The 26,637-nt window shown below is 67.8% G+C and carries 25 protein-coding genes; 17 read left to right on the top strand and 8 right to left on the bottom strand.

Features of this window, described 5'->3' with window-relative positions:
• The first annotated feature begins 86 nt into the window (after nt 1-86).
• Both J8M50_RS01235 and J8M50_RS01230 read left to right on the top strand, forming a co-directional pair.
• Complete coding sequence (locus tag J8M50_RS01235; protein ID WP_010351619.1) at nt 87-1,394, top strand: GNAT family N-acetyltransferase; 1,308 nt, start codon at nt 87-89, stop codon at nt 1,392-1,394.
• Nucleotides 1,395-1,774: 380 nt separating this feature from the next.
• Nucleotides 1,775-2,683, top strand: a complete 909-nt coding sequence (locus tag J8M50_RS01230) for a winged helix-turn-helix domain-containing protein (RefSeq protein ID WP_370516608.1) — start codon at nt 1,775-1,777, stop codon at nt 2,681-2,683.
• On the opposite strand, the gene J8M50_RS01225 is transcribed toward J8M50_RS01230, so the two are convergent.
• Nucleotides 2,673-2,852, bottom strand: a complete 180-nt coding sequence (locus tag J8M50_RS01225; protein ID WP_010351617.1) for a hypothetical protein — start codon at nt 2,850-2,852, stop codon at nt 2,673-2,675. The two genes, J8M50_RS01230 and J8M50_RS01225, sit on opposite strands and share 11 nt — an antisense overlap.
• A gap of 218 nt (nt 2,853-3,070) precedes the next feature.
• Here J8M50_RS01225 and J8M50_RS01220 point away from each other — a divergent pair, with 218 nt between their 5' ends.
• The gene (locus J8M50_RS01220) at nt 3,071-3,925 is read left to right on the top strand and encodes a FadR/GntR family transcriptional regulator (RefSeq protein ID WP_010351616.1); all 855 of its coding nucleotides are present in this window, start codon (nt 3,071-3,073) and stop codon (nt 3,923-3,925) included.
• A gap of 29 nt (nt 3,926-3,954) precedes the next feature.
• Entirely contained in the window at nt 3,955-4,674 is a 720-nt protein-coding gene (locus tag J8M50_RS01215) for an HAD family hydrolase (protein WP_010351615.1), read from the top strand.
• 19 nt (nt 4,675-4,693) lie between these two features.
• Here J8M50_RS01215 and J8M50_RS01210 read toward each other — a convergent pair whose 3' ends face one another.
• Complete coding sequence (locus J8M50_RS01210) at nt 4,694-4,876, bottom strand: hypothetical protein (protein WP_010351614.1); 183 nt, start codon at nt 4,874-4,876, stop codon at nt 4,694-4,696.
• A gap of 174 nt (nt 4,877-5,050) precedes the next feature.
• On the opposite strand from J8M50_RS01210, the gene J8M50_RS01205 reads away from it, so the two are divergent.
• The 3 genes from J8M50_RS01205 to J8M50_RS01195 all read left to right on the top strand — a co-directional run bounded on the left by J8M50_RS01205 (nt 5,051) and on the right by J8M50_RS01195 (nt 8,896).
• The gene (locus J8M50_RS01205; RefSeq protein ID WP_010351613.1) at nt 5,051-5,914 is read left to right on the top strand and encodes a GntR family transcriptional regulator; all 864 of its coding nucleotides are present in this window, start codon (nt 5,051-5,053) and stop codon (nt 5,912-5,914) included.
• Between the two features lie 160 nt (nt 5,915-6,074).
• On the top strand, nt 6,075-8,231 hold the full coding sequence (locus tag J8M50_RS01200) for a phosphotransferase family protein (RefSeq protein ID WP_010351612.1): 2,157 nt from the start codon (nt 6,075-6,077) through the stop codon (nt 8,229-8,231).
• Nucleotides 8,232-8,266: 35 nt separating this feature from the next.
• On the top strand, nt 8,267-8,896 hold the full coding sequence (locus J8M50_RS01195) for a TetR family transcriptional regulator (protein ID WP_029183555.1): 630 nt from the start codon (nt 8,267-8,269) through the stop codon (nt 8,894-8,896).
• Nucleotides 8,897-8,995: 99 nt separating this feature from the next.
• On the opposite strand, the gene J8M50_RS01190 is transcribed toward J8M50_RS01195, so the two are convergent.
• From J8M50_RS01190 to J8M50_RS01180, 3 genes are all read right to left on the bottom strand, one after another.
• Nucleotides 8,996-9,781: an ABC transporter permease gene (locus tag J8M50_RS01190; RefSeq protein ID WP_010351610.1), complete on the bottom strand. Its 786-nt coding sequence runs from the start codon at nt 9,779-9,781 to the stop codon at nt 8,996-8,998.
• Nucleotides 9,782-9,923: 142 nt separating this feature from the next.
• Complete coding sequence (locus J8M50_RS01185; RefSeq protein ID WP_010351609.1) at nt 9,924-10,901, bottom strand: ATP-binding cassette domain-containing protein; 978 nt, start codon at nt 10,899-10,901, stop codon at nt 9,924-9,926.
• A gap of 21 nt (nt 10,902-10,922) precedes the next feature.
• Nucleotides 10,923-11,588, bottom strand: coding sequence for a DUF4097 family beta strand repeat-containing protein (locus J8M50_RS01180; RefSeq protein WP_010351608.1), 666 nt, complete (start codon nt 11,586-11,588; stop codon nt 10,923-10,925).
• Nucleotides 11,589-11,815: 227 nt separating this feature from the next.
• On the opposite strand from J8M50_RS01180, the gene J8M50_RS01175 reads away from it, so the two are divergent.
• From J8M50_RS01175 to J8M50_RS01165, 3 genes are read left to right on the top strand one after another with little or no spacing between them, the layout of a single operon-like run.
• Nucleotides 11,816-12,577: a GbsR/MarR family transcriptional regulator gene (locus J8M50_RS01175; protein WP_010351607.1), complete on the top strand. Its 762-nt coding sequence runs from the start codon at nt 11,816-11,818 to the stop codon at nt 12,575-12,577.
• 39 nt (nt 12,578-12,616) lie between these two features.
• On the top strand, nt 12,617-14,650 hold the full coding sequence (locus J8M50_RS01170) for a HelD family protein (RefSeq protein ID WP_010351606.1): 2,034 nt from the start codon (nt 12,617-12,619) through the stop codon (nt 14,648-14,650).
• A gap of 58 nt (nt 14,651-14,708) precedes the next feature.
• A complete protein-coding gene (locus J8M50_RS01165; protein WP_010351605.1) occupies nt 14,709-15,563 on the top strand; it encodes an LLM class F420-dependent oxidoreductase in 855 nt (284 codons plus the stop codon).
• 111 nt (nt 15,564-15,674) lie between these two features.
• On the opposite strand, the gene J8M50_RS01160 is transcribed toward J8M50_RS01165, so the two are convergent.
• Nucleotides 15,675-17,270 (bottom strand): right-handed parallel beta-helix repeat-containing protein, encoded by a 1,596-nt coding sequence (locus tag J8M50_RS01160; protein ID WP_010351603.1) that lies wholly within the window; start codon nt 17,268-17,270, stop codon nt 15,675-15,677.
• A gap of 307 nt (nt 17,271-17,577) precedes the next feature.
• On the opposite strand from J8M50_RS01160, the gene J8M50_RS01155 reads away from it, so the two are divergent.
• From J8M50_RS01155 to J8M50_RS01125, 7 genes are all read left to right on the top strand, one after another.
• A complete protein-coding gene (locus J8M50_RS01155; RefSeq protein ID WP_010351602.1) occupies nt 17,578-18,105 on the top strand; it encodes a hypothetical protein in 528 nt (175 codons plus the stop codon).
• Nucleotides 18,106-18,452: 347 nt separating this feature from the next.
• Nucleotides 18,453-19,670 (top strand): helix-turn-helix domain-containing protein, encoded by a 1,218-nt coding sequence (locus J8M50_RS01150; RefSeq protein WP_050987153.1) that lies wholly within the window; start codon nt 18,453-18,455, stop codon nt 19,668-19,670.
• A 217-nt stretch (nt 19,671-19,887) separates the two neighbouring features.
• A complete protein-coding gene (locus tag J8M50_RS01145; RefSeq protein WP_010351600.1) occupies nt 19,888-20,577 on the top strand; it encodes a toll/interleukin-1 receptor domain-containing protein in 690 nt (229 codons plus the stop codon).
• Nucleotides 20,574-22,517, top strand: a complete 1,944-nt coding sequence (locus J8M50_RS01140; RefSeq protein WP_063748017.1) for a hypothetical protein — start codon at nt 20,574-20,576, stop codon at nt 22,515-22,517. Before J8M50_RS01145 ends, J8M50_RS01140 begins: the two co-directional genes overlap by 4 nt.
• Nucleotides 22,514-23,806, top strand: a complete 1,293-nt coding sequence (locus J8M50_RS01135; protein ID WP_050987151.1) for a hypothetical protein — start codon at nt 22,514-22,516, stop codon at nt 23,804-23,806. The genes J8M50_RS01140 and J8M50_RS01135 overlap by 4 nt, the downstream gene beginning before the upstream one ends.
• On the top strand, nt 23,803-24,564 hold the full coding sequence (locus tag J8M50_RS01130; protein ID WP_010351598.1) for a hypothetical protein: 762 nt from the start codon (nt 23,803-23,805) through the stop codon (nt 24,562-24,564). Before J8M50_RS01135 ends, J8M50_RS01130 begins: the two co-directional genes overlap by 4 nt.
• Nucleotides 24,565-24,613: 49 nt before the next feature.
• Nucleotides 24,614-24,871 carry a helix-turn-helix transcriptional regulator gene (locus J8M50_RS01125; protein WP_010351597.1) on the top strand — a complete coding sequence of 86 codons (258 nt, stop codon included), beginning with the start codon at nt 24,614-24,616 and terminating at the stop codon, nt 24,869-24,871.
• Between the two features lie 86 nt (nt 24,872-24,957).
• Here the strand turns inward: J8M50_RS01125 and J8M50_RS01120 are convergent, their stop codons facing one another.
• Both J8M50_RS01120 and J8M50_RS01115 read right to left on the bottom strand, forming a co-directional pair.
• Nucleotides 24,958-25,503, bottom strand: a complete 546-nt coding sequence (locus tag J8M50_RS01120; protein ID WP_010351596.1) for a hypothetical protein — start codon at nt 25,501-25,503, stop codon at nt 24,958-24,960.
• A 408-nt stretch (nt 25,504-25,911) separates the two neighbouring features.
• On the bottom strand, nt 25,912-26,487 hold the full coding sequence (locus J8M50_RS01115) for a TerD family protein (protein WP_010351595.1): 576 nt from the start codon (nt 26,485-26,487) through the stop codon (nt 25,912-25,914).
• Between the last annotated feature and the right edge of the window lie 150 nt (nt 26,488-26,637).

Raw genomic sequence — 26,637 nt, 5'->3', positions numbered from 1 at the left:
TACCTGAGAGTGAGGCCGTACCTGAGGGTGAGGCCGGTCGGGCAAATGGTTGGAGGCGTAGTCCTCAGGGTGCATAGCGTGGGCGTATGACGAACGAACCCGTGACACCTGCGCGCCCGGCCCCCGACCCCATCGACATCCGGTTGATCGCCGAGAGCGAGCGGCACGAGTGGCTGCGCGCGATGAACGTGGGGTTCCTGCGGTCCTCCGCGATCTCGGAGCCGCACGTCGAGGCGCGGCGCGTCGCGGACGCGGGGGCGCGGCCGTACGGGGCGTTCGACGGGGGCCGGATCGTCGCGACGTACCGCTCGTTCGCGCAGGAGCTGACCGTGCCGGGCGGGGCGGTCGTACCCGCCGACGCGATCTCCAACGTCGCGGTGCTGCCCACGCATCGGCGGCGCGGGCTGCTGTCGCGGATCATGCGGGAGGACCTCGGCGCCGCGAAGGAGCGGGGCGATGTGGTGGCCACGCTGATCGCCGCCGAGTACCCGATCTACGGGCGGTACGGGTTCGGGCCGGCGACGTCGGTCGCCGAGTGGAGCATCGACGTACCGCGCACGGGGCTCGACCCGCGCTGGGCCGCGCCCGAGTGCGGGGGCCGGATCGAGGTGCTGGAGCCGGAGGAGGTGCGCAAGGCCGGGCCCGAGCTGCACGAGCGGGTACGGCGCGGGCAGGTCGGCGCGGTCAGCCGCGACCAGCACTGGTGGGACCGTGATACCGGGGTACTACGGACGTACGAGGGTGAGCGGCCGGTGCCGACGTACGTGGCGTACCGCTCGCCCGCAGGCGAGGGCGCGGGCGGCGACGCGGGCCGGATCGACGGGCTGGTCGCGTACGAGGTCGACGACGCGTGGACCGCCGGCGGCCAGGCCGCCAACACACTGACCGTGAAGTGGCTGATCGGCGTAACTCCTGAGGCGGAGCGCGCGCTGTGGCACTTCCTGTGCTCGATCGACTGGGTGACCACCGTGAAGTCGGGCTGGCGCGGCCCCGACGACCTGCTGCCCCGCCTCCTGCCGGACCCCCGCGCCGCACGGATCACCCAGCTCTCGGACTGGCTGTGGGTACGGCTCCTGGACGTCGCACGGGCCCTGGAGGCACGGACGTACGACACCACCGGAGAGGTAGTACTAGAGGTGTACGACCCTGAGGGGCTCACCGGCGGACGGTTCCTGCTCTCGGTGTCACCCGGGGGTGCGTCCTGCACCAGGAGCACCCGGGGCGCCGACCTCGCGCTGGACGTGACCGACCTCGCGTCGCTGTGGCTCGGCGACGAGTCGGTGGCGCGGCTGGCGGCGCTGGACCGGGTGCGGGAGGTACGAGCGGGCGCCGTGCGCGAGGCCGACGCCCTGCTGCGTACGTCCGGGCGGCCATGGTGCCCGGACATGTTCTGAGTCGAGATCCCCCGCAGGGGGATGGTGCTGAACCTCCTCTCCGGTCACTGGTCGTACTCGGGTCGTACTTCTGACGGCGTAACTCTTCCGTAGCTGTGGCTTATGAAGTTGTGGCTGTGCTCGCGATGTTCGGTTGTGGCTGTGCGGTGGTGCCTCGTATGCGGTTGTGGCTGTGCTCATGCGGCCAGGGCCGCCGTCTGCGCGGGCTCCCGGCTCCCCTCCGGAAGGGAGCCCGACCAACCATCTGAAAGTCTGACCACGTTGACCATGTCAGGCGAAGTTGGTTGCCAACTTCACTGTACTTATGTCCGCTTGGAAGCGTCTCATAACCATCTCTCGGGGAACTGCCCAAAGATGGCGGGAAGTTGTACTGTTTCGACGTGGAGCCGGAACACGCCTCCGTCAGTGGACGGAAAAGGCCACAGCGGCCACAGAAGTCGCACCACCAGGTGGCCGACGAACTGCGCACCCGGATCAGGACCGGAGTGCTGCGGCCCGGTGAACGCATGCCCACACAGGCCCGGTTGGCCGACGAGTTCGGGGTCGAACGCGGGGCCGTACGGCAGGCCCTGCGCATCCTCCAGGCGGAGCACCTGCTCACCAACATGACCAAGGGCGCACCCGCAACTGTCGCTCTCGACCTGGGAGTTGGGCTCCAGGTGCGCGGCCCGGCGGCCCCGCCGCAGCCGACGACGGTCGGGCTCGCGCCGCGCATCGCCGAGGCGTTCGAGGCCGAGCACGTCAAGATCGACGCGCTCTGCCTGACCGCCGTGTCCCTCACACTTGCCATGGGCGAACCCCTCCGGCACATCCACGCGGGGCGAATGAAACCGGCCAAGGTCGAAGTCCGGGTGCTGCTGCCGTCGCGCAGCATTCCGCTCGCCTTCCCCGCGTCGCTGGACGGTTCGGCGTCCGGGCAACTGCGCGAACACTGGCTGCTGCACCGCAACGCGCAGGGGCAGGTCCTCAAGCACAACCTCCTCGCGCTGCGCCAGACGCACGACATCGACGTCCAAGTCGACTTCCGTGCACTGCCGTTCACGCCTCCGGTCAAGCTGTATCTGCTCAACGGGGACGAAGCGCTGTTCGCCTACTACACGTTGCGGCGGCGCGAGCAACTCATCAACGACGAGCGGGTGGAGACGTACGACGCGGAGGGCACGCAGTCGATGCTCTTCGGGTTCGGGCGGGGGGCCGGGGCGCGCGACACGGCGTTCGTCGAGCAGTCCCGGCTGTGGTTCGACGCGCTGTGGGGGACGATCAGCTCGGACCTTCAGCTCACGAGCTGACCGCCGGGGTCGTCATCAGCGCGGCCAGCATCACGGCTCCTATCGAGGTCAGGGTGGGGATCCTGGCCTTGATCCCGACGCTGATCAGCAGCAGGGCGACGGCGCCGGACGTGCCGTATCTCCACTGGACGGCCTGTTCGAGGGCGGCGGTGACGAGGGCGGCGGGCATGGGGCTCACCCCTTCCTTCTGTGCGGTGCCTTGAGGTGGACCGGCTCGATGCGGACCGGCTGGGATATGCCAGAGGCCTGCCAACTCGAACAAGTTGGCAACCAACTACACTGATGTTGTCCCCACTTGGCACCAACCTTCAAACAAGTTGTCGGCAACTGCCCTAAGATGGATCAGAGTTGTACCGTTCGACCGTGACGACCCAGGGGAAGGTGGCAGTGGACACCGGCAGAAGGCTCTCGCCTCAGGAGATCGCCGACACACTTCGGGAGCGGATCCGGGTCGGGGACCTCAAATCCGGTGATCGGCTGCCTACCCAGGCGGAGTTGGCGGACGAGTTCGGGGTCGAGCGGGGAGCCGTCCGGCAGGCGCTGCGGGCCTTGCAGGAGGACGGGCTCCTGACGAACGTCAGCAAGGGAAGCCCGCCGCGGATCGCGGAGGCGCCGGAGGGCGAGGGCGACGAGCCCCGCCCGACGATGGTCGCGCTCGCGCCGCGGTTGGTGGACGCGTTCCGGGAGCCGCGGGTGCGGATCGACGCAGTGTGTCTGACGGCGGAGAGTCTGATTCCGGCGTTGGGGGAGCCGTTGCGGTTGATCCATGCGGGGATCGCGCGGCCGGAGAAGCTCGACGTACGGATCATGCTGCCGTCACGGAAGATCAACCTCGCGTTTCCGGTCCAGGTGGGCGAGGTCGAGGGTGAAGACACCGTGCACAAGCGGTGGTTGGGAATGCGCAATGCGCAGGGGCAGGTGCTGCGGTACAACCTCAACGCGTTGCGCTCGCAGGGTGTGGACGTCCAAGTCTCCTTCCGGGCCCTGCCGTTCACCCCTCCGGTCAAGCTGTATCTGCTCAACGAGGCGGAAGCGCTGATGGGTTACTACACCGTCGCGCGCTACGAAGAGCCCTCCGACGACGGTGAGCTTCTCGACATGTACGACGTCCGGGGCACCGAGTCCCTGCTCTTCTCCTTCGAGAAGCGCACCGGGCAACGCGACGCCGCGTTCGTCGAGGAGTCGCAGCGGTGGTTCGACGCCCTCTGGGAAACCATCACGACAGACCTGACACTCTCCTAGTGACTTCTGATACGAAACAGACGGATCGGATGGCTCGTGACGGCGACAAGGCGACCGAAAAAGTCCAGGAGTTGATCGGTCGCGCCCGGGTCGTGCTGTGGGACTTCGACGGGCCCGTGTGCGGGCTCTTCGCCGGGCACCCCGCGGAGCAGGTCGCGGCGGAGCTGATGGAACGACTCGAACTGCGGGGCCTGCGGGGGCTGTTGAGCGAAGGGGAGCGCGCCAGCCTCGACCCCCATGTCGTCCTGCGCGCCGTGGACAGCCGGCGTCCCAGCAGCGACCTCGTCGTCGAGCTCGAAGAGTGGCTCACCAAGGAGGAGTTGACGGCCGCTACCTCGGCGCAGCCCACTCCGTACGCCGACCCGCTGATCCGTACGTGGGTGGCGGTCGGCGCGCGGATGGCGATCACCACCAACAACTCCCCCCGGGTGGTGGGGAAATACCTGGCGAGCCGCGGTCTGAGCGCTTGTTTCGCACCGCACGTCTACGGCCGTACCGCCGACATCCAGCTCCTCAAACCCGACCCGCACTGCCTCAACAAGGCGCTGCGGGCGATGGGTTCAGCGCCCGCGGACGCCTTGATGATCGGTGACACGCCGTCCGACCTGGAGGCCGCGCGGCGGGCGGGGGTGCCGTTTCTCGGATATGCGCGCAACAAGGTGAAGGAGGACTTGCTGCGCGAGGAGGGCGCGGAGGTGGTTGTCTCCTCGCTGGAGTCCGTACTGGTGGCGGTCAGGAAACGGGCGTAAGCGGTTGGGGAAGTCTTCCTCACGCCTGGATCATGAGGACCGTCAGCAATGTGGCGGAGGCGACTGCGAGTCCGCTGTGCCGGGCTCGCAGTCCGACTCCCAGGAGGAACAACAGGAAGACGCCGGAGGGGCCGAGCCGTGCCTGGGCCAGGAGGCCCAGGGCCAGGCTGAAGGATTCCGTCAGGGTGGACAACAGGAGCATGTTCTTTCACCTCCCGACAACTCTCGGTGAAGCCTGCAACTAGCAGTCCAATTGGACTGGTTGACGTAAGGTGGTCTTTCCCTGGTCGGTAGATCCCTTAACGGGCAGTCCAGTTGGCCGGTGGATTTGACTGAAAGTGGTTTGTCGCCGGAGCGACGGCGGTACGGTCGAAGAGTGGGCGAGCAACAGATCGGCGACGGCGGCGGCAGGGAGTTCCATCGTGTCGCCGGAGAACTGCGCACCCGGATCACCGACGGGGTCTACCCCGTAGGGGGTTTCCTGCCGTCGCAGCGGAATCTGGCGGACGAGTTCGGCGTCTCCCGGGACACCGTCCAACGGGTGCTGAAGGAGCTGGCCAGCGACGGGTGGATCCAGTCCCGGCAGGGCAGCGGATCGAGGGTGGTGTTCAAGACCCGGCGCATATCCTCCGGGGATCCGCAGCGCAAGGGCCGGGCACTGTCCCTGGGGCCGCTGCTCGCCGAGGCGTTCGAGGAGCCCGAAGTCACCCTGGATGTCTATACGTTGACGTCCGAGACGCTGAGTGCACACATGCTGTATCAGATGGAGCGCATCTACACGGGACAGATCAGCCCCAGACGGATCGCACTGCGGATGCTGCTGCCCAACGGTGCACTGTCGTATCCGCAGGTCAAAGGCGCCTGGGAAGACCGGCGGTTGCAGGAGCGAACGCAGGGCATCACCCGGGAGCACCTCGCCATCCTCACCCGCGCGTTCACGGACCTCCAGGCGCGGAACGTGGTGGAGGACATCTCCCTGGAGGTCAGGTACGTGCCCCTGACACCGACGTTCAAGCTCTACCTGCTGAACCACCGCAGTGTGCTGTTCGGTCCGTACGAGGTGGTCGAGCGTCCCATCGTCCTGGACACGGGGGAGGAGGTCGAAGCACTCGACGTGCTTGGGTACGGCGCCACCCTCACTCACCAAGTCCAGGACTCCGACCCGGACTCGGCCGCCTCCGTCTTCGTGGAGAGCATGCGGACATGGTTCGAGTCGGTGTGGAGAACTCTCGCCAAGTGACCTTGGTGTAATGGGAGTTGACTACCATGGCCGGACGACTCCCCCGCCCGCGCTGTCGAACAGGCAGACACCCAGGAGTGGTGACTACACCCACGTCCCCACTGGGTCGTTACACACATCGCGTGCCTGTCCTACCAGCGTGAGTCCATCGGAGCGGTCAGTGATCAAGCCCAGCGCCGCCTTGTCGTCGTTCGTCGAGGACGCCAAGAACAAGGCACCGGTCGCCAGCGGCCATCACAACGACAACTACGTGTGCGAACTGCCGGAGTTCCTGGCCGACAGACTGGGAGAGCAGGCCGGTACGACCGTGCTGGTGCGGGTCAGGCGGCGCGAGGCGGTGCCGGTGGTGATCCGGACCTGGCAGGACGAGGGCGCGATCCTGAAAGCCGTGCGCCCGCATCTGCCACACGCGCCGACCTGTTTGCTGCGCGCCCGGGACTTCAGCATCCACAGCTATGTGCAGGGTGTGCCGCTGTCGACGGTCTGCGGCGACGGCAAACCCGTGGACGCCCGGCTCATGTCGGCGCTGACCGAACTGCTGGCCCAGATGACGCGGGTACGGCGTACGGTACTGCCGCCGCTGCCTTCGGGCTGGCCCGCCCACGGTGCCGACAGCCAGGCGTTCCTCAAGACCCTTGCCATGGAGGCTGACCGGCAGATCAGGCTGCCCAACTGGCGTGGTTTCGGCGGCCTGTTCAGCTCGCTCGGCGTCCCGGAGGACGCGCTGACGCGCTTCGCCGAGCGGGTGCCGACGATGGCGCAGCGGCCGTACAGCCTGCTGCACACCGACCTCCACCGCGACAACCTGATCCTGCCGTACGCCCCGGTGGAGGCGGAGGTGGTCACCGTGGACTGGGAACTCGCCACGTTCGGCGACCCGTTGCAGGATCTCGCCACCCATCTGGTGCGCATGCGCTACCCGGAGCACCAGTGGAGCGAGGTGCTCGGGGCCTGGGAGTCGGCGATGCGCAGGGTGCGGCCCGTGGCCGTCACCGGCTTCGACTCCGACCTGCGGCACTACCTCGACTTCGAGCGGGCCCAGTCCCTCTACCCCGACGTCATGCGCGCCGCGCGGTCCCTCGACTCCTCTTTCACACAACGGGACTTGGACCGAGCGACCCGCGAGGTCGAGCGGGCGATGCGGGTCGCCGAACGGCCGTTGAGGCTGCGTTCCGTACCGGGCCGGGCGGAGATCGAGTCGGCGCTGTTCCGCTGGCTCGCCGCCCGGCGCGGTGGTGAGGTCAGCGGCCGGGACTGGCTCGGCAAGGCGTTCGACTGCCGGCTCGACACCGAACGGGTGCCGCTCAGCGAGGAGTTCGGGGTCGAGCAAGTGAAGGCCGTGCTCCTCGCGGAGGGCGCGGCCGGCGCCGACCAGGTGTTCAAGGGCGCCTCACACCTCAACACCGTCGTCGAGGTCCCGGGCATCGGCTTTCCGGTCGTCGTACGGCGTGAACTCCCCGACGTACGGCGGCGGGAGCGGCGTCCGCTGTACGAACACGCGGTGCTGCGCGCCATCCACGCCTCCGACGTACCGGTGCTGGCCCCCAAGACCCTTGCGCTCGGGGAGAGTTACCACGACGACCCGTTCGCGATCCACACGTACGCCGGTCCGGACCCCGAGCGGGCCCCCCGGCACCCGGTGGACGGACTGCGGCCGTTCGAGGCGGACGCGCTGGTGGACCAGTTGTGCGCGTTGACGCGGGTGGACTGGAAGTCGCTGGACCCTGAGGCCGAAAGCCGCGATTTCTACGGGCAGTTGACCTCCTTCCTGGTCGACCTGGTCTGGGAACTTCCAGAAGGCACAGCCGAGTTGGCGAGAGAGGTGGGGCTCCCCGAGGCCAACTTGCTGAAAAAGCTGCTGGGTCGGCACCGCATCACCCGCCGGGCCCCCTCTCTCCTCCACGGCGACCTCAACCCCTGGAACCTCGTCCGCCGTCACGACTCCGCCGAATTCACCATCATCGACTGGGAGTTGGCGATTGTCGGGGACCCGTTGTACGACCTGGTCCGGCACATGCACCTGACGCCGACCAAACAGGCCATCAGGGAGCGGATGTTCGAGCGGTGGGTGAAGAAGCTCGGGGCGGAGCGGGTCGCCGGGTGGGAGAACGACTGGCTGGTGTACCGGTGGCTGGAGATCGTCCGCTCCGCCTACATCGACCTCGACCGCCTCGTCAGCAGAGAGGCACTCGAAGCCCCCAACGTCCGCCGCGCCGTCGACTCGTACGGTCAGACCCTGAAAGCCGCCCTCGACGTCCTCGGCCTCCCCGTCCCCCGCGCCGCCAACCCCTACCTGGGGCTCGCGCTCACCGGGTGAGACCCCGCGAGGGCTACGCTGCGTACGCTCGTCGCATGAGTGAGAGCGGTTTGCGGGAGCGCAAGAAACAGCGGATGTACCGGGATGTGTCGGACATCGCGGTCCGGATGTTCATCGAACGGGGCTTCGACGAGGTGTCCGTCGCCGAGGTGGCCGCCGCCGCGGAGATCTCCAAGCCCACGCTGTTCAGGTACTTCCCGGCGAAGGAGGACCTCGTCCTGCACCGCCTCGCGGACCACGAGCGGGAGGCCGCGGAGGTGGTGACCGCCGGGCGGGCGCGGGGGCTCGCGCCGGTGGAGGCGCTGCGGCTCCACTTCCTGGCGGGACTGGAGGCGCGCGACCCGGTCACCGGACTCAACGATCACCCTCAGGTACGGGCGTATTACGCCTTGCTGTATGGCACGCCGTCGCTGGTCGCGCGGCTGTACGGCTTCCTGGAGCGGTCCGAGGAGGCCCTCGGTGAGGCCCTCGGCGGCACCCTCCCGGCACGGCTCGCGGCCGGGCAGATCATCGCCGTACGCCGCATCCTGGCGCTGGACAACTGGCGGCGGATCGCGGAGGGGGAGCCGCTGGAGGAGGTCGGCCGGGACGCGGTGGCGGAGGCGGAGCGGGCGTTCGGGGTGTTGGCGGCTGCGGTGGGGGAGTTGGTGGCGGGGGGTTCGTGAGGTGGGGGTCGGGCGGGTGCTTCGTACGGCCAACAGGCGGCGCACGACCGGCAGTTGCCGGGGTGCGCCGCCTGTGAGTGAACGGCCCTGTCATGACGTCTACTTGGGGTCCTGGTCGAACTTCGCGGTCGACCAGAAGTAGCCGAGGACCGTCAGGCCGACGCACCAACCCACCGCGATCCAGCCGTTGTTGCCGATCTCCGTGCCGAGGAGGAGACCGCGCAGGGTCTCGATCGCCGGGGTGAAGGGCTGGTACTCGGCGATCGGCTGGAACCACCCCGGCATCGTGTCGACCGGCACGAACGCGCTGGACAGCAGCGGCAGCAGGATCAGCGGCATCGCGTTGTTGCTCGCGGCCTCGGCGTTCGGGCTGACCAGCCCCATGCCGACGGCGATCCAGGTGAGCGCCGTGGCGAAGAGGACGAGCAGGCCGAACGCGGCGAGCCACTCCAGGACGCTCGCGTCCGTCGACCGGAACCCGATGGCCACGCCGACCGCGCCGACGAGGACGACACTCGCGACCGATTGCAGCACGCTGCCGATGACGTGCCCGACGATCACCGAGCCCCGGTGGATCGCCATCGTGCGGAAGCGGGCGATGATGCCTTCGGTCATGTCGTTCGACACGGAGACGGCCGTGCCGATCGTGGTGGAGCCGATGGTCATCAGGAGCAGGCCGGGGATGATGTAGGCGATGTAGTCGGAGCGGTCGCCGCCGCCGATGCCGGCGCTCATCGTGTCGCCGAAGATGTAGACGAACAGCAGCAACAGCATGATCGGGGTGAGGAGGAGGTTGAGGGTGAGGGAGGGGTAGCGGCGGGCGTGGAGGAGGTTGCGGCGGAGCATGGTGGAGCAGTCGCGGGCGGCGAGGGAGAGGGTGCTCATCTGGCGGTCTCCTGAAGGGAGTTGGGGATGCTGGTGAGGGGTGAGGGGTGAGGGGTGAGGGGTGAGGGGTGAGGGGTGAGGGGTGAGGGGTGAGGGGTGAGGGGTCGGGGTGGGGCGGGGGCGGGGGCAGTGCCGACCGTGTTCAGTGGTCGGCGGTCAATGCCCCAGTTGCCGAGGCCCCAGTTGACGATGCGCCGGTCGAGCTCTCGGTCAGCGCGAAGAACACGTCGTCCAAGTCCGGTGTGTGCACGGTGAGTTCGTCGGCCTCGACCCCGGCCGCGTCCAATCGGTCCAGCACGACCCGCAGTTCGCGCTGACTTCCGTCGCTCGGGATCTGGAGCGTGAGCGAGTCGTCCTGCCGGGACGCCTCGCCGAACGCGGCCACCGCGTCCTGGTACGGCGCCGGGTGCGCGAACCGGAGTCTGACGTGGCCCCCCGGCGCGAGCCGCTTCAACTCCTCGGCCGTACCCTCCGCGACGATCCGCCCGCCGTTCAACACCGCGATCCTGTCGGCGAGTTCGTCGGCCTCTTCGAGGTACTGGGTCGTGAGGAAGACGGTCACCCCGCCCGTCACCAACTCCCGGATGATCTGCCACATGTTGTGCCGGGAACGCGGGTCGAGCCCGGTCGTCGGCTCGTCGAGGAAGATGACGCGAGGACTCCCGACGAGGGTCATCGCGATGTCGAGGCGCCGCTTCATCCCGCCGGAGTACGTCGACGCCGGCTTCTTCGCGGCCTCGGTGAGGTCGAACCGGGCGAGCAACTCGGCGGTGACGCGCCGCCCTTCGCTCCTGGAGAGGTGGTGGAGGTCCGCCATGAGGAGCATGTTCTCCTCGCCGGTGATCAGCCCGTCGACCGCCGAGAACTGTCCGGTGACACCGATCGCCGACCTCACCGCCTGGGCCTGGGTGGAGAGTTGGTGCCCGGCGATGCGGGCCTCGCCGCCGTCCGGGGTGATCAGTGTGGAGAGGATCTTCACGGCGGTCGTCTTGCCCGCGCCGTTCGGGCCGAGCAGCGAGAAGACGGTGCCTTCGGGTACGGCGATGTCGATGCCGTCGAGGACGGTCTTGTCGCCGTAGGACTTGCGCAATCCGCTGGCGGAGATGGCGAGTTCGGTCATGTCAGGGTCTCTTTTCCGGGATCAGAGGCTGCGGGCGGTGATGTTGCCCTGGGAAGTGGTGGCGGTGATGACGAGGTCCGAAGTGCCGTAATTCTTGAGGGAGTTGGAGACCCGGCCGGACGAAGTCCCCGCGTCCAGCGAGGCGGAGACGCCCTGCGCGGCGCCGATCTCGATGTCGCCCTGCTGGGTCTTGAGGCCGACGGCGCCGCGCACCGCCTCGGTGACGCGGATCGTGCCGCGCTGGGTGCTGATCCCGGCGGGCCCGGTGAGGCGGCCGATCGTGATGTCGCCGTCGTGGACGGTGAGTTGGGCGCTGGCCGCCTCGTCGAGCTTGACCTCGCGGTAGCCGCCGTCGAAGGTGACGTCGCCGAGCCGGCCGACGCCGCGCAGTTCGGCGGCGCCCGCCTTGGCCACGACCCGCGAACCGGCGGGGAGTTGGACGGTGACCTCCACCGAGCCCTGGCCGCCGAGGAGTTGGGACTTCGGCGTGGGGCTCTCGATGCGCAGGACGCCCGCGTCGTACGAGACCGTCGTCTGCTCGGCCGTCTTCACGTCGCGGGACTTGCCGGCGTCGGCGGGGCGGATCTCGACGGTGGTGTCGGTGCGGTCGGCGGCGATGAGCTGGATACGGCCGGCGGGGATGGAGAGGGTGGCGGTGATGACGGCGGGGGTGTCGAACTTCTGCATGGTTCCTGTCCTTCGCTTCGTTGTTTCTGACTTTGGAAAAGCTACGTTGCGTTGGCGGATCTGGCAATGAACTCGTTGCGATGAAGTGTTATTTATGCAGGTCAAAGCCTAGAAATCGTTGCAACGGGTCTATCTTTAACGCAATGCGCGAAGGTGTGTGCGTTGCAATGAATCAGGATTGAAAGCTATGCTGGCGAGGTTCTCGAAGGTCGGTGGAGGAGGGTGCGATGCCTGGAGGCAGGCTCAGTCAGCAGGAGCGTCAGCAGATCGCGGTGGGGCTGGGGGATGGGCTCGCCTATGCGGAGATCGCGCGGCGGCTCGACCGGCCGACGTCCACGGTGACGCGTGAAGTCATGCGCAACGGCGGGCCGGTTGGGTATCGCGCCGACCTCGCGCACCGGGCCACCGAGACCCGCGCGCACCGGCGCAAGAAGGCCGCGCCCCGTGCGGCCGGTGTGGTGGTGGCGGTCGAGGGGCGCGACGCGGAGGCGGTGCGGGAGTACGAGGAGGCGTTCGCGACGCTGTTCACCCAGCAGGGGCTGCCGAACATGACGTCCCGGGTGCTGGCCGCGCTCTACGTCACGGACGGCGGGAGCCTGACCGCCGGGGAGCTGTCGGGGCGGCTCGGGATCAGCGGGGGGTCCGTGTCGAAGGCGATCGCGTTCCTGGAGGCCCAGGGGCTGGTGCGGCGGGAGCGTGAGGCGGAGGGGCGGCGGCGGGAGCGGTATGTCGTCGACGACGACGTGATGTACCAGTCGACCATCGCCAGCGCGAAGGCGACCGCCTACCTGGGGGAGGTGGCTCGTAGGGGGGTGGGGGTACTAGGCGCCGGGACGCCTGCGGCCGTACGGCTGGAGAACATGGCCCGGTTCATGGACTTCGTGGCCGAGAGCATCGCGCGGGCGGCCGATCAGGCGCGTGAGGTTCTGTACGGGGAGCCGGGGAGCGGGAGGCCGGAAGGCGGGAAACCCGAAGGTGGTCTGAGTTAAAAATGTGACTCGGTTAAGTTATGGGTTTAGGCTTGTGCCATGACTGGCGAGCTTGAACTGGAAGCGTCCCTACGGCACGAGCGAGCCCATCACGACCGCTGCCGGGCCGCCTTCGAGGCGATGGTGAACGGCGCCGACGAGCAGGTCGTCGCAGGTGAGGACGTTTCTGCATCGGGCGCCGACGCGGAGGTCCTCGGGTACCGGCTGCGCAGCCACGCGAAGGCGCTGCACGAGCTGCCGGAGGGGCCGCTCTTCTTCGGACGGCTGGATTTCGGGGACGGCCGCGCCCATCACGTGGGCCGGGTCCGGGTGAGCGAACGGCCCGCCGATCCGCCGCTGGTCGTGGACTGGAGGGCACCGATCTCCCGGGCGTTCTACCAGGCATCGGCCCGCGATCCACAGGGTGTGGATGTCCGGCGGCGCTTCGGGTGGGCGGCAGGGAGCCGGGGGAACTCGGGGGATCTGACGGGGCTGGAGGACGAGTGGCTGGGGGGTACTACCTCCGCAGAGGGACCCGGCGCCGTAGCTCCGGAGGGGTACGACGTCGAGGCCGGGGTCGATACTGCCGTCGCCGGTCTCCTCGCCCGCGAGCTGGAGCGTCCCCGGGTAGGACCCATGAGGGACATCGCCGCGACGATCCAGCCCGAACAGGACGACCTCGTACGCGCCGAACTCGGCGACTCGATCTGCGTCCAGGGCGCGCCCGGCACCGGCAAGACCGCCGTCGGCCTCCACCGCGCGGCGTACCTCCTCTACACGCACCCGCGCCGCATCCAGCGCGCCGGCCTGCTGATCCTCGGCCCGAACCGCACCTTCCTCTCCTACATCTCCGAGGTGCTCCCCTCCCTGGGCGAGACCGGCGTCCGCCAGTCGACCCTCCTCGAAGAGATCGCCCTCCACCCGGTCACCGGAACGGACCCCCGCGCCGCCGCCGTCCTCAAGCACGACCCCCGCATGGCGGAGGTACTACGCCGTGCGCTGTACGGCCGGGTCCGCGCGGACGACGCGCAGGGCGCCGTGGTCCAGGAGGGGTCGTACCGCTGGCGGGTACCGGCGAGCGAGGTCGCCGCGATCGTCCGGGCCGTCCTCGCCGAGGAGCCGCCGTACGAGATCGGCCGCGAGCGCGTACGGACGCGGATCGTCGTCCGGATGCGCGCGGAGGCGGAGCGCCGCAGCGGGACCCGGAATGCCGCCTGGGTACGACGGGTGGAGCGTGCGGTCGGCGGCTGCGTCGACGCGGTGTGGCCGAAGGCCCGGCCGGAGGAGGTGGTGTACGAACTCCTGTGTGGCGGCGAGGAGTTGGACCGGTACGCCGACGGCGTCCTGTCGGCCCAGGAGCGCACGGCGCTGGCCTGGACGCGGCCGGCCCGCTCCTGGAAATCGGTCCGCTGGTCCGCCGCCGACCTGGTCCTTCTGGACGAACTCTCAGGTCTTATCACCCACCCCGCCGGGTACGGCCACGTCGTCGTCGACGAGGCCCAGGACCTCTCCCCGATGGAGTGCCGCGCGATCGCCCGCCGCGTCGAGTTCGGCTCCCTGACCGTCCTCGGCGACCTGGCCCAGGGGACCACGGCCTGGGCGGCCCGCTCGTGGCCCGAGCAGATGCGCCACCTCGGGAAACCCGACGCCGTTGTGGTACCGCTTACTGTCGGTTTCCGCGTCCCCGGTGTCGTGCTGGAACTGGCGAACCGGGTCCTGGGAAGGCTGGAGGTCCGGGTCCCCGCCGCTCGATCCCTGCGTGGGGGAGGGGAGTTGAGGGTCACCCGGGTCGCATCCGCCGGAAAGCTGTACGACGGGGTGGCGGAGGCCGTCCGGCGGGCGCTGAAGTCGGAGGGATCGGTGGGGGTGGTCGTCGCCGACGGCCAAGTGGACCGGTTCCAGGGGATGTCGGGCGACCGGGTCGAGGTCGTCGAGGCAGGGGTGGTGAAGGGGCTGGAGTACGACCATGTCGTGGTCGTCGAGCCGGTGGCGATCGTGGAGGGGGAGGAGCGAGGGTGGCACCGGCTGTACGTGGTGCTGACCAGGGCGGTTTCGCGGATGGAGGTGGTGCACGGGAGGGAGTTGCCATGGTGAGGGGATTATTTCGATGGGGATCGGAATAAGGGGTGGGGGTGGAGTGGTTGGCCCGGGTATGACGACGATCAGCGACCCCGCGCCCCTCGGCCTCGGTACATACGGTGTCTGGCGGATCTCCGAGACACCGTCCGAGCTTGCCGTGGAACTGGAGGCGCTCGGCTTCGGTGCCCTGTGGCTCGGGAACCTCCCGGTCTCCGAATTCTCCACGGTGGAACGGCTGCTGGACGCGACCGAGACGCTGGTGATCGCGACGGGGATCGTGAACATCTGGGCCAGCCCGGCGCCGGAGGTGGCTCGCGCGTACCACCGGGTGGTCGAACGGCACCCCGACCGCTTCCTGTTGGGAATCGGCGCCGGGCACCGGGAGGCCACGCAGGAGTACGCACGGCCGTACCAGGCGCTCAACGACTACCTCGACGTCCTCGATGAGGCCCAAGTCCCGGTCAGTCGCCGGGTATTGGCGGCGCTCGGGCCCAAGGTGACGCGGTTGGGCAGGGACCGGGCGGCCGGAGTGCACCCCTACCTCGTCACCCCGGAGCACACCCGTCGTACGCGTGAAATCCTCGGCAAGGGACCGGTGTTGGCGACTGAGCAGAAGGTCGTCCTAGACCAGGACCCGGTACGGGCGCGGAAGTTGGCCATCGAGCGGGTAGCGCCCTACCTCGCACTCGCCAACTACACCGCCAACCTCCGGACGTTGGGCTACGACGACGAGGACCTGACCGCGCCCGGCAGTGACCGGCTTCTCGCCGACCTGGCGGTGCAGGGCGGGCCGGAGGCGGTTGCGGCGGGGCTGCGGGCGCATGTCGAGGCGGGGGCCGACCATGTGGTGGTGCAGCTGCTGGAGGCCGGGGAGGGCAACTCGGCTGCCGGATACCGGGAGTTGGCGCGGGCGCTCGGGCTGAGCTGAGCGGCCTCTCGGTCTGGGCAGGCTCCCCCAGACCGAGCTGTTTCCGAAGTCGCCGCGAGCGGGCCCGCCCAGGCAACAGGCGGGCCCGCTCGCCGTATCGCCGTCAGTGGATCACAGCGTCACGACCACCCCGCCCAGCGTCACCACCAGCTTGCCGTCCGACGCGAACGACCACTTCAGCGCACCGGACCAACTCGACGCGCAGCGCGAGCCGTTGGTGCCGGTCCAGAACTGGTTCGTGCTGTCGGCGTCCCCGATCGTCTTGTCGTTGGAGCCGCTGACGGCGTACCGGCAGGACGTGTTGGTGCGGAACACCGAAGTCCCCGCGTCCCACGAGTAGTTGCGGGTCGTGTTGTCGATGCTGAGGTTGTTGGAGACGGCCATCGACCCCGGGTTGCTGTTGTACGTGAACCCGTGCTTGCCGTTGCGGTAGGCGATGCTGCGCCGTACGACGTGGTTGACGGCGATGTCGTCGCCGCCGAGCTTGTACCCGTTGCGGTCGCCGTTGGAGTTGACGGTGCCGTCGGACAGCGTGCCGTTGCTGTAGGAGAGCGAGTCCTCGATGGTGACCGGACCGATCGGACCCGTGTCGGTCTTGGTGTAGAGGTCCCAGCCGTCGTCGATGTTGTTGTGCGAGACGGAGTAGCGGAAGACGTTCCCGGTCCCGGTCGTCAGCTTCGCCGCGAACCCGTCCGCGTCCTCCCCGTCGGAGTCGGCGTTGTCGTGCGACTCGGCGCTGAGGATCAGGTTGTCCGAGGGCCAGTCGCTGCTCGGCGTGGAGGAGGCGATCCGCCCCAACTGGAGCCCGGTGTCACGGTTGTAGCGGGTGATGGTCCGCTCGATGACGTTGTGACTGCCGCCGACGTAGATCCCGTTGTCCCCGGCCCGCTCGACGACGACCCCGTACACCTTCCAGTACGACCCGAAGAGTTGGAGCCCGCGGTTCGACGAACTCTCGCTCTGTGCCGAGAAGTTGAGCACGGGGGTCTCGCCCGGGTACGCCGTGAGGGTGGTCCGTGCGGCCGAAGTCCCGTTGCTGGTCTGGGGGATGGTCACCGTGGCGGACTGGTTGTACGTCCCTCCCCGGAGGTAGATCGTGCCGCCCGCGGTGACGCGGCTGATCGCCGAGGTGAGCGTCGTGGGCGCGGACTGCGTGCCGGCGGCGCTGTCGGTGCCGGTCGGGGAGACGTAGAGCGCGCCGGTCGCGGGCGGTGTCGTCGAGTCGGTGGTCGTTGCCTCGGCGTAGTCGACGTTGGGCAGCCCCTCCGACGTCGTAGGCGTCAGGCGGATCGTGTTGCTGCCCGCGTTGAGCGTGACGGTCAGCGTCTTGGTGACCCAGGTCGACCACGCGCCGGTCGCCTCGAAGGACGGTGTCTGCACGGTCGTCCCGTTGACGGCGAGGGAGGCCGGGCGGGCGGCCGAAGTCCCGTTCGCGAAGCGGATGTTGAGCGTCGCAGTCCCGGCGACGGCCGCGTTCACCGTGAACTGGGCGTACCCGCTCGTGGAGTTGGTCCCGTTGCAGAAACCGGTTCCTGAAAAGCCGGTCCAGTCGGAGTCGATGGTTCCCGTGCAGACCGCCGGGGAGGTCTCGGCCTCCTGGCGGACGGTCGCGGCGGTCGCCGGGGAGGTGCCGGTGAAGGCGACGAGGGTGCCGGCCAGGAGGGCGGAGGAGGCGAGGGCGGCTGTTCTCGCTGATCGCTGGTGCATCGTGCGGCTCCGTTCGAGTACATGACTGAGGGGTGTGTACGTGAACAGGTAGAGCTCCCGGATCTGGGGTATCCGGGCGATAGCAAGCGCTTTCTCTGGAAAGTAGGCTCACGGTGTGGACACGTCAAGAGTCACGTACTTGATCGTTGTCTATGAATGTGAACCTTGAGGTGTGGTTGGCGCCGGCCTGTGCTGTGAACGGACAGGCATCCCGAAGGCAAAGAGCGGAGGCGCTCAGGAATACTCGGTCCCGTAGTAGTCCCGCAGTACCCCTGAAGGACCAACCGGAAAGAGACCGGACAGCACCGTGAAGAAAGTCCCGTTCCCCCACACCGGGGCAAGAATCGCTTCCCTCGCCCTCCTTGCGGCCCTCGCAGGCGGCCTGGCCACGGCAACTCCCGCCCTAGCGGCTCCCTCCACCCCGGCGGCGACTACCGTCACCGTCGCCCCGGCCGCCGAACCGGCCCCCGTACCGGTCGAGTTCGTCGACCAGGCGACCAGCGCTCTGCCCACCGACGGCAAGAGCCATGAATTCACGGTCACTTACGCGAACACCACCGCGTCCGGCCTGATAGTCGCGCCCCAACTCCTGCTCGTCTCACCGGACTTGGGCCCCTTCCTGAAGCCGGCCGACGTCGAGCTGGAGCTGCGCAAGGCCGACGGCTGCTGGACCGCCGTCACACCGGGCACCCAGACCGGCACGCTCTACACGGACCTCACGACCGCGCAGCACACCCTCGCGCCCGGCGAGACACTGACCCAGGCGTACCGCCTGACCGTCACGTCGCCCGGTGTGGTCGGGACGGTGCAGCCTCGGGTGGTTCTGTACGGCTGATCGCTGATGCCGAACGAGCCGGAGTCCGCACCTTGCGGACTCCGGCTCGACTCGTTCTTTGCGTCAACCGGCCTTCATGTGAACGCAGTTGTTTCATCCGGCCGGTGCTCGCGTATAGCGGGACCTTGAGGCGGGGGCTGTGTGAGTGCAGCCGTCGCGATGCTCGGTGACCGTGTGGCAGCGAAGGTTTGCCGTGCGAGGTTACGCAACTGTGCTAGTGGAAAGAAAGAGGAAACAGGAAACTTTCTTTCAGCGCTGCCGCAAGCCCATCGCGCGTGTCACACTCGTCTTCGGTCCGAGATCTGTAGTGCTCAACTGCCCTGGATTTCTTGGTGAAGGAGCTTCCAGTGGACGTCCCCTTACGCTTCGGTGCCGAGCTGCGCAGGCGCCGACAAGAAGCTCGCAAGACCCTGCGAGAGGTAGCTCGGGAGGTTAATTACAGCAAAGCCCATTTGTGTAAGGTTGAACGAGGGGACAAGAAGCCCTCGGTCACCCTGGCGCGTCGGTGCGATGCTTTCTTCGGTACGGACGGTCTCTTCGGCCGGCTGGTGGGGGACGCGCGACCTGCCGGGAAGGGGCGGGATCGACCCCGGCGCGAAGCGATTGCCCTCGGCACCGGCTCCTTGTTGGCCTTCACCGCGGTCGCCAAGAGTAGGGGTGTCCGTGCAGATGAGCCGGATCCACCCCTGATCTCTCTGTTCCAGGATCAGTTACGGCAGATGCGGAAGATCGGCCAGGCCAGCGCTCCAGGAGCTCTGCTGGCTCAACTCCGGGATCAGACCACCGCCATCGTCGCTTTCTCGGCCCAATCCTTGGGTGCTACTCGAACGGGCCTGCTGGCAACTGCGGCCCGCTTCGCCGAGTACGCCGGTTGGATGGCCCAGGAGGCAGGTGACGTCCGGAGTGCTATGCACTGGACCGCGCAAGCGGTCGAACTCGCGAAGGCCGGGGGTGACGACCACCTGGCGGATTACGCGAAGGTTCGCCGTGCTCTCGTCACTCTCTACGACGGGGACGCGGAGGAGACGATCGCGCTCGCCCGCCAAGCGCAGAGGAGCGCTCTGCCGCCTCGGATCCGTGGACTGGCCGTCCAGCGTGAAGCCCAAGGGCACGCTCTGGCCGGCGACGTGAAAGCCTGTTTGAGCGGACTGGACCGCGCGCGCGAGTTGTTGGCGCGGGACGAGGCTGAGTCGGACGGCCTCGCGCTCGGCCCTACGCATCTCGCCGATCCCGTCTCCGTGGTCACCGGTTGGTGCTTGTACGACCTGGGTGAGCACCGAAAGGCCGCTGAGGTGCTGGACCGGGAGTGCCTGCGGATTCCACAGCACGCACTTCGTAATCGCGTCCGATATGGAATCCGCCGGGCCTTGGCTCACGCCGCATCCGGAGAGGTCGAGCAATCCTGTCAGGTGGCCGAGGAACTGCTCTGGTTCACCGGCCTCGTTCCCTCCGCCACCGTCCGAGCGGATGTCCGCCGGCTCGATCATGAATTGGCACGGTTTCGGTCCCTGCCCGTGGTGCGGGATCTCCGTCCTGCTCTGGTGAACGCCATGACCGTTACCTGACCCTGCTTGCCGCGCTTCGGTCCCAGACGGTTCCCCGGCCTGCGGTCACGCTCGCCGACTGCCGAGATCTTCACCGGTGGCCGACTGGTTCAGAGCAAGGCGAAGTCACCTGTGCCGCCCGGACTCCTGTTGAGGACGTCCGGGTGGGCAGTGCCAAAAGCCAGCCTTCCCTCAGTGGCAGAGATGCCGCTCGCACAGAAGAGAGTTTGTCGTGTCCATGATATTCGTGAACTATCGGACCAACGACGAGGAGGCAACTGCCACGCTCGTCGAGAGGGAGCTGTCCAGGGTGTTCGGAGACGAAAACGTCTTCCGGGCCAGCAAGTCGATTCCTCCGGGCGGCAGGTTCCCGCAGGAGCTTCTCACCGCTGCGCGACATTGCCGGGTGCTGCTGGCGCTGATCGGCCCCCGCTGGGCCGAGGCTCGGACCAGGGACGGCCGGCCGGCTCTTGAGGACCCCGAGGACTGGACCCGCAGGGAGATCTTCGAAGCACTGGAGACCGGAGCGCATGTCATTCCTCTGTTAGTAGGCAATGCGGTACGACTCCGGCACGATGACCTGCCCGCCGTACTGGAGGATCTGGCCGACTGCCAGTACCGCAGGTTCAGCCACCGCAACGCCGAAGCGGATCTGGCACGGTTGGTGTCCGACCTCGTCAGCCTGGTGCCTGAACTGGCGGCGGCAGCCGACCAGCGCGGAGGCTCGAAGCCCGCAGACACGGAGGAACCCGCTGAGGCGGCCGAACCGGCGATCAGAGCGCAGGTGAAGACCAAAGGGCATCGCCAGCGAGGCGGCATCGGTAACGTCAACGGTGATTTCTCGGGCACCTTCGTGAGTGAACCGCAGGGTCCTGTCCACACCGGGAAAGGGAATCTGTACCACGGCTCCGGTGACGGTGGACGGTGACCGGTCCTGGAGGTACGACTGTCAGCGACCCACAGGCAGGCGTACACACCGGAAGCGGAGATCAGTACAACTACACCTGGATACTGACCGCGACCGAAGAGCTGGTTCGCGCCGGCGCGAAGCGTTCGACGATCGTTCGCGAGCATCGCCGACGGCTCGTCAGGTGCTTCATTCCTCCTAGTCGTTACGGCAGGGCCGCCGAGCGTCTGGAGAATCCGGGCACCGTGGTTCTTCTGGACGGCCCGCCCGGTCTCGGCAGACGGACGGCGGCCACCATGCTCCTGGAACAGGCTCCGGGGCCGAAGGACCGTATCGAGGAACTCTCCGTCATGGCAGGGGACGACTTCACGGGTTCCGCGGACCGGTACCTCATGGACCTGTCGGGTGTCACCGACGCCGACTATCCGGCGGCGCAGAGCACTCTCATGCGGTACAGGTCCGTCGTCGAGGAGAAACAGGCTCGAATGGCGGTAGTCCTGCCGGCGGGATTGGGCTGGATGCTCCACACCGACCTGTCGCCGCTCGTCGTGTCACTGGAACGTCCCCGAGGCAGGGCGGTCCTCGGCAGTCACCTCCGCGTACACGGCGTCGGGTTCTCTCCCGAGCACTTGGACACCGAAGAGCTGCGGCAGATGTTCGCCACCGCTCCGATGCATGACCTCGCGCGGCTGGCCGAACTCGTCGTACAGGCACGTGACAGCCGTCGCTACGGCACCTCCTTCATCTCGTGGAGAGACGAAGCGGTGGCGGCCCTGACCGACTGCGCGGAGCAGGCAGCGGGACAGGTGCGTGTACATCGAAGCGCGGAGAAACGAGCGTTGCTCTTCAGCGCGGCGATGACGAGCGGAGCCGTGGCCGAAGTGGCGGAGAGGGGCGCAGATCTGCTTCTGGAGGTTCTTCGGTACGAACCTGAGGACACTCTGAGGCTCGCGCAGTCCGATCTGGGTGAGCAGTTGGAAGAACTCTCCATCGAACGGGACGGAACCGGGAGAATCGCCTTCAGGCGGCTTGCCTACGACAACTCGGTGAGGCGCCACTTCTGGGAGAACTTTCCGGGTCTGCGCTCCGCTTTCCGGGACTGGATGAAACGGTGCGTCGAGTTACCCGGGCTCGGGGCGGAAGACCGTATGCATCTGATCTCCAGGTTCGCTGAGCAGGCGCTGTCCGTGGGGCGTCCGGAGGACCTGTGCGACCTGGTCGAGGAATGGACGCGGCGACCCGGTAAGCGGTTTCACGCAGAAGCCGCCGCATTGCTGGAGCTCGGTCTCAGCCACGAGCGGTACGGAGCACGGTTCCGCGCGAGGGTCTACGCCTGGGTCACCAACCAGATCTCTCCGGGACTGGCCCGCGTACTGACAGATGTCTGTCGACAGGTCATCGGGGTGACTCACCCTGAGCAGGCCGCGGTCAGGCTTCGTCACCTCGCCTTTCGTCAGGATGGGAACGAGGCCCGATCGGCCCGGGAAGCCCTCCTGGATCTCGCCCGGGGAAACGGGCGTGTGTTCCGTCGGCTCGCGGACTTTCTCGCCGGTCGTCCCTCGCAGGAGACCGGGAGGTTCCTCCTCGAACTGCTCGACCCCGAGGAAATGCGCGTCGCACCCCCCTGGAAGGAGTTCACCCTGGCCTGGCGGGCCATGTCGGCCACGAACACGACGGCGGACTGGACTCCGGTCCTCCGACGATGGCTGGACCTGTCGGCGCGTGGCATCGCCGACGGCCGGTTCATGTACGCGGTACTGCTGGCAACCGTGGGTGACGACGTCCAGCTCAACCGTCTCTACGCGGCAGTCTGCGAGTGGGGTGTTCTGCCCTCCGCGGAGATGACGAACGAAGCCCGTGAACGGCTCACCGAACGATTCTGCTGGGAGATCGACCGGGCGCTCGGGCTCGACGGGGGACCAGTGGGGGTCGGTGGGCGGACGACAGGAGAAGGCTCATGAATACTCGCCGCAGGTTGCGTCTGGTCCTCCTGGGCATCGTCGGCTGTGCCGTGGCAGGCGCGGAGGCGGTCGGTTGGAGGAACTGGATGTGGTTCCCTCTCGTCGCAGTCGTCGCCGGAGCGTTCCTTGTCGTCCTCCTCGTGCCGAACACAGGTGGGAGGCATGCACGGGGCGAGGACGAACCCCTCCAGGACACTCCTGAACCCCCGACCGAGCTGCCCTATCAGGAGACCTTTGTTTCAGATATCCCGGTCCGGAGTGCCGTCGAGGACTGTCCCTTCCTGTTCTCCGCGACGATCCGGTGGCACGCTCTTCCGGATTCGCTGGGAGCGGTACCGGGGAGTGTGAGCGGTCAGGCGGTGAGTGCCGTACTGCGCAGGGTCGAGAACTGTACGGCCGGCGAGCATCCGAACCGCGCCGAATTCCTGCGTCATTGGGTGGAGGGCACAGTGGGGATGCCCTTCCGCGCGGAGTCGGGAACGCTCATGGTCCATGCCGTCGATGTGCAGTTCACCCTGCGGCACGCGGACCGCCGCCACTTGGAGGAACTCGACGACCTGAGAAGGACCGTCAGTTCCTGGGAGCGCCATCGGGACCACGAACGGAATCGGCGTGCCTATCTCAAGGACGACGTGCTGAGTTCTCCGGGGAGCGCCGCGGTCTGGTGGCTGCTTCGTCACGAGGAGGAGATCGAGCGCGCTGTGGAGATGGTCGGGCCACTGAGTTGCCTGTCCGCAGTCGCCAACGACCGGGAGATACCAGAGCCTCTCCGTCACCTGTCCGAGCCGCGTACTTCACCTTCTTGGGCCCGGGAACGGGAAGGCCGTGACCATCCGGGACCGATCGACGAGACCGCGTTCCAGGACGATGCCGTCCGACGGCGCGAGGTCGGCGAGTGGGTTTCCGCTCTGCTCGACGACCTCGGCTATGCCCGGGGTACTGACGAACGCCGAGCCTTCGTGCACCGCCTCGTTCGTATGGTGGAGACGAGCGGTCGAGCAGGAGCCGCAGAAGCGCTGAGGCAGGACCTCTTTCCCGAGCGCGAGGAATTTCCCGACGGCGGCAGTCAGAGCACGCCGACAGAAGAGGGGCAGGACCAAAACCGAGGTCATCATGCCGATCACGTGAACGCCGGACAGCCGGGGGACATGCCTGAGGCGGCAACGGACTGGTGGCACGCACTGTCCAGAGGGCCGATGCCGACCGAGGACGGAACTACTCCGCCGCAGAACGGAGTTCTCCTGCGCGAGGACCGCGACGGAGACTTCGGAGAGGGGGAGTCCCGATGACGGTACTGCCCTACACCGATTTCTTCGCGAACCTGGAGGTCTGGATCGAGAGCTGCTGCTCTCACGAGCGGTTGTGCCGACATGAGGGCGAGTGCGTCGAAGCGCCCGTCGATCTCTGCCTCCCGTTGGACGCACTGCGCGTAGCCGTACGGAGGCCGGACGCTGACGCCGAGCGCGGGGGACTGTGGCAGGACATCCTGGGCCAGTTGTGCCAGGACAGGGAGCAGCGGTGGACGCTCATCGTTCTGTGGTTGCTCGCACCCCGGTTGAAGGGGATGGCCCGTAGCGTGGCTCGTCGTACCGGAGCGGACGTCGGCGATGTTCTGTCGGAGGTTCTGACCGGTGCGGTTGAGGGCATGCGAACGGCTGTCGCCGTGACACCGGGGAACGTGGAGGACCACGTGCTGGATGCTGCCTACGCCGGTGGACGGCGCACCGGCAAACGGCCATTGGCCGAGCTGCCGGCAGAAGAGGTCGGTACCGAGTCAGGTCCCCTTGACCTGCCCGAAAAGGACATCGAGTTCGCGGAGAGCGAGGTCGTGCCGGTCCACGGGATGACCATGGGCCTCGTACAGCAGGCGAACGGAGAGCGGCTCGGCGCCATGGCACAGCGCCTCGGTCTGATGCCGCATGTCCGGGAGACGCGCAGGCTGCGCAGGGCGGGGCTGAGGAGGGCCGATGTCTGCTGCGGGAACAAGGACATACGGCAACAGGAGTTGTTCGAGACAGGGGAGGCCGCGCATGACTCGACACCGTGATGAGTCCGTACCGTTCTCCGAAGTCTTCGGTCTTCCTCCGACAGTGAGCATGAAGACCGCGGCGCGGGCGCTGAACCTCAGTGTCAAGACCGCTTACAAGCGGGTGAAGCGTGGTGAGTTCCCGTGCCGTATCCGCAAGGAAGGACGGGCCTACGTGATTCACACCCACGATCTGATGCGTGGACTCGGTATCCAGGACGTCAGGGTGCATGACGACGACGTCGAGATGGGGGCCAGGCTCGCCGATGCCACCGGCGGCATCTCACCCTTTGGGGAACCGTCGGGCTTCGTGTCTTCGTTCGCTTGATTCTCCGAATCATGTGCGGGTTCGACTCGGGTCGTCCTCCTGCACGGTTGCCCTTGCTCCATCACGTCCGGGTACCGTGCGACGAATCAACTCCTGGAGGATCGCCCCGAGTTGTCCCCCGAGCCCGACAGGTACGGCACCAACCCCCGTTCCAGCAACGCTCGTTTCCACTCCAGCCGAGCCTGCTCGATGTCGGCGGGTGAGGCGGGACCCCGGCGGGTCTGGATTGCCGTGCGGAAGACGGCCGCGACGGCGATGAGGGTGCTGAGGACGGCGATGACTCCGAGGAACCAGCCCGCGGTGATGAGGGACGCGGGCAACGGGGCGGACGCGTCGGCGAGTTGGAGGATGTAGCCGGCGAGGAGGAGGAACACGGCCGACGTCGCGGAGATGATCGGCGTGAGGACGGCGAGGGCCGCGAGCGCGGTGCTCTGCGCGGCGGGCCGACGGCTCGCGTCCTGCCGTACGGCGACGTACGCGGCGTACTCGGCTCCCGCCGCCGCCGAGATGACGTCGGCGTCGGCCAGCGCCTGTTCCTTCAGGGCGCGTTGCCCCGTCCTGACGAGTGCGAGGCGCAAGGTCTCCTCGAAGTCCGCTCGGTCCTCCGGGCGGAGGTGGTGCGGGACGGCCATCTGGTCTCCCGGTGGTGGAGTGGGCGGAGGGGGATCACCCTAGGGATCGCTCCGGGGTTCGCCCAGGGGTCGGCCGGAGATCACTCCCAGGGCCTACCCGGGTACGACTTCAGAGCCGGCCTCAAGGGGGGCACCCCCAGGGCCTACCCGGGTACGACTCCGGAGCCGGCCCCAGGAGTCACCCTCAGGAGGTCACCCCCAGGACCTACCTGGGTACGACCTCGGAGCCAGCCCGGGGGCCACCCCGAGATCTGGCTGGGTACGACCCCAAGGGCTAGCCCGGCGCTGCTAACCCGAGAGCAGGCCGGGGAATACCTGAGAGCTAACCGGGGACTACCCGAGAGCTCACCCGAAGGCGCCCCCTCAAGGTGATCCCCCAGAGGCGATCCCCGTACATCCAGCGGCAGATCAGACGTTGACGCCGAAGTCGGCCGCGATGCCGCGCAGCCCGGACGCGTACCCCTGGCCCACCGCGCGGAACTTCCACTCCGCGCCGTGGCGGTACAGCTCGCCGAAGACCATGGCGGTCTCGGTGGACGCGTCCTCGGACAGGTCGTAGCGCGCGATCTCCTGCCCGCCCGCTTGGTTCACGACGCGGATGTACGCGTTGCGGACCTGGCCGAAGCTCTGGCCCCGGTTGTCCGCGTCGTGGATGGAGACCGGGAAGACGATCTTGTCGATCGAGGCCGGTACGCCGGTGAGGTTGATCTTGATGGTCTCGTCGTCGCCGTCGCCCTCACCGGTCAGGTTGTCGCCGGTGTGCTCGACGGAGCCGTCCGGGCTGGTGAGGTTGTTGTAGAAGATGAAGTGCGCGTCGGAGGCGACCTTCCCGTTCGCGTCCAGCAGCAGCGCGGAGGCGTCGAGGTCGTAGTCGGTGCCGGTGGTGGTGCGGACGTCCCAGCCGAGCCCGATGACGACAGCGGTGAGGCCGGGAGCCTCCTTGCTGAGCGAGACGTTTCCGCCCTTGGACAGGGTTACTCCCACTGCGAACTCCTCCTCGGGGGTGGGTACTACGACCGTAGGTCGCGAGGGTGACCCGTGGGGATCGACCCTGGCCATTAAATCTACATCACTGTAGAAGTAATCGGAGGGGGAGGGTATGACATACCCCGATACCATGGAGCTACATCCGGT

The sequence above is a fragment of the Streptomyces acidiscabies genome, assembly GCF_020010905.1.
GTDB classification, from domain to species: domain Bacteria; phylum Actinomycetota; class Actinomycetes; order Streptomycetales; family Streptomycetaceae; genus Streptomyces; species Streptomyces acidiscabies.
This window is presented reverse-complemented; position numbering and strand designations above follow the sequence as displayed.

Excerpts from the sequence above, each read along its gene's own strand:
- J8M50_RS01235 (WP_010351619.1), top strand. The coding sequence starts at position 87 with ATGACGAACGAACCCGTGACACCTGCGCGCCCGGCCCCCGACCCCATC.
- J8M50_RS01225 (WP_010351617.1), bottom strand. The coding sequence starts at position 2,852 with ATGCCCGCCGCCCTCGTCACCGCCGCCCTCGAACAGGCCGTCCAGTGG.
- J8M50_RS01215 (WP_010351615.1), top strand. The coding sequence starts at position 3,955 with ATGGCTCGTGACGGCGACAAGGCGACCGAAAAAGTCCAGGAGTTGATC.
- J8M50_RS01210 (WP_010351614.1), bottom strand. The coding sequence starts at position 4,876 with ATGCTCCTGTTGTCCACCCTGACGGAATCCTTCAGCCTGGCCCTGGGC.
- J8M50_RS01195 (WP_029183555.1), top strand. The coding sequence starts at position 8,267 with ATGAGTGAGAGCGGTTTGCGGGAGCGCAAGAAACAGCGGATGTACCGG.
- J8M50_RS01190 (WP_010351610.1), bottom strand. The coding sequence starts at position 9,781 with ATGAGCACCCTCTCCCTCGCCGCCCGCGACTGCTCCACCATGCTCCGC.
- J8M50_RS01185 (WP_010351609.1), bottom strand. The coding sequence starts at position 10,901 with ATGACCGAACTCGCCATCTCCGCCAGCGGATTGCGCAAGTCCTACGGC.
- J8M50_RS01180 (WP_010351608.1), bottom strand. The coding sequence starts at position 11,588 with ATGCAGAAGTTCGACACCCCCGCCGTCATCACCGCCACCCTCTCCATC.
- J8M50_RS01175 (WP_010351607.1), top strand. The coding sequence starts at position 11,816 with ATGCCTGGAGGCAGGCTCAGTCAGCAGGAGCGTCAGCAGATCGCGGTG.
- J8M50_RS01170 (WP_010351606.1), top strand. The coding sequence starts at position 12,617 with ATGACTGGCGAGCTTGAACTGGAAGCGTCCCTACGGCACGAGCGAGCC.
- J8M50_RS01165 (WP_010351605.1), top strand. The coding sequence starts at position 14,709 with ATGACGACGATCAGCGACCCCGCGCCCCTCGGCCTCGGTACATACGGT.
- J8M50_RS01160 (WP_010351603.1), bottom strand. The coding sequence starts at position 17,270 with ATGCACCAGCGATCAGCGAGAACAGCCGCCCTCGCCTCCTCCGCCCTC.
- J8M50_RS01145 (WP_010351600.1), top strand. The coding sequence starts at position 19,888 with ATGATATTCGTGAACTATCGGACCAACGACGAGGAGGCAACTGCCACG.
- J8M50_RS01135 (WP_050987151.1), top strand. The coding sequence starts at position 22,514 with ATGAATACTCGCCGCAGGTTGCGTCTGGTCCTCCTGGGCATCGTCGGC.
- J8M50_RS01130 (WP_010351598.1), top strand. The coding sequence starts at position 23,803 with ATGACGGTACTGCCCTACACCGATTTCTTCGCGAACCTGGAGGTCTGG.
- J8M50_RS01125 (WP_010351597.1), top strand. The coding sequence starts at position 24,614 with ATGAAGACCGCGGCGCGGGCGCTGAACCTCAGTGTCAAGACCGCTTAC.
- J8M50_RS01120 (WP_010351596.1), bottom strand. The coding sequence starts at position 25,503 with ATGGCCGTCCCGCACCACCTCCGCCCGGAGGACCGAGCGGACTTCGAG.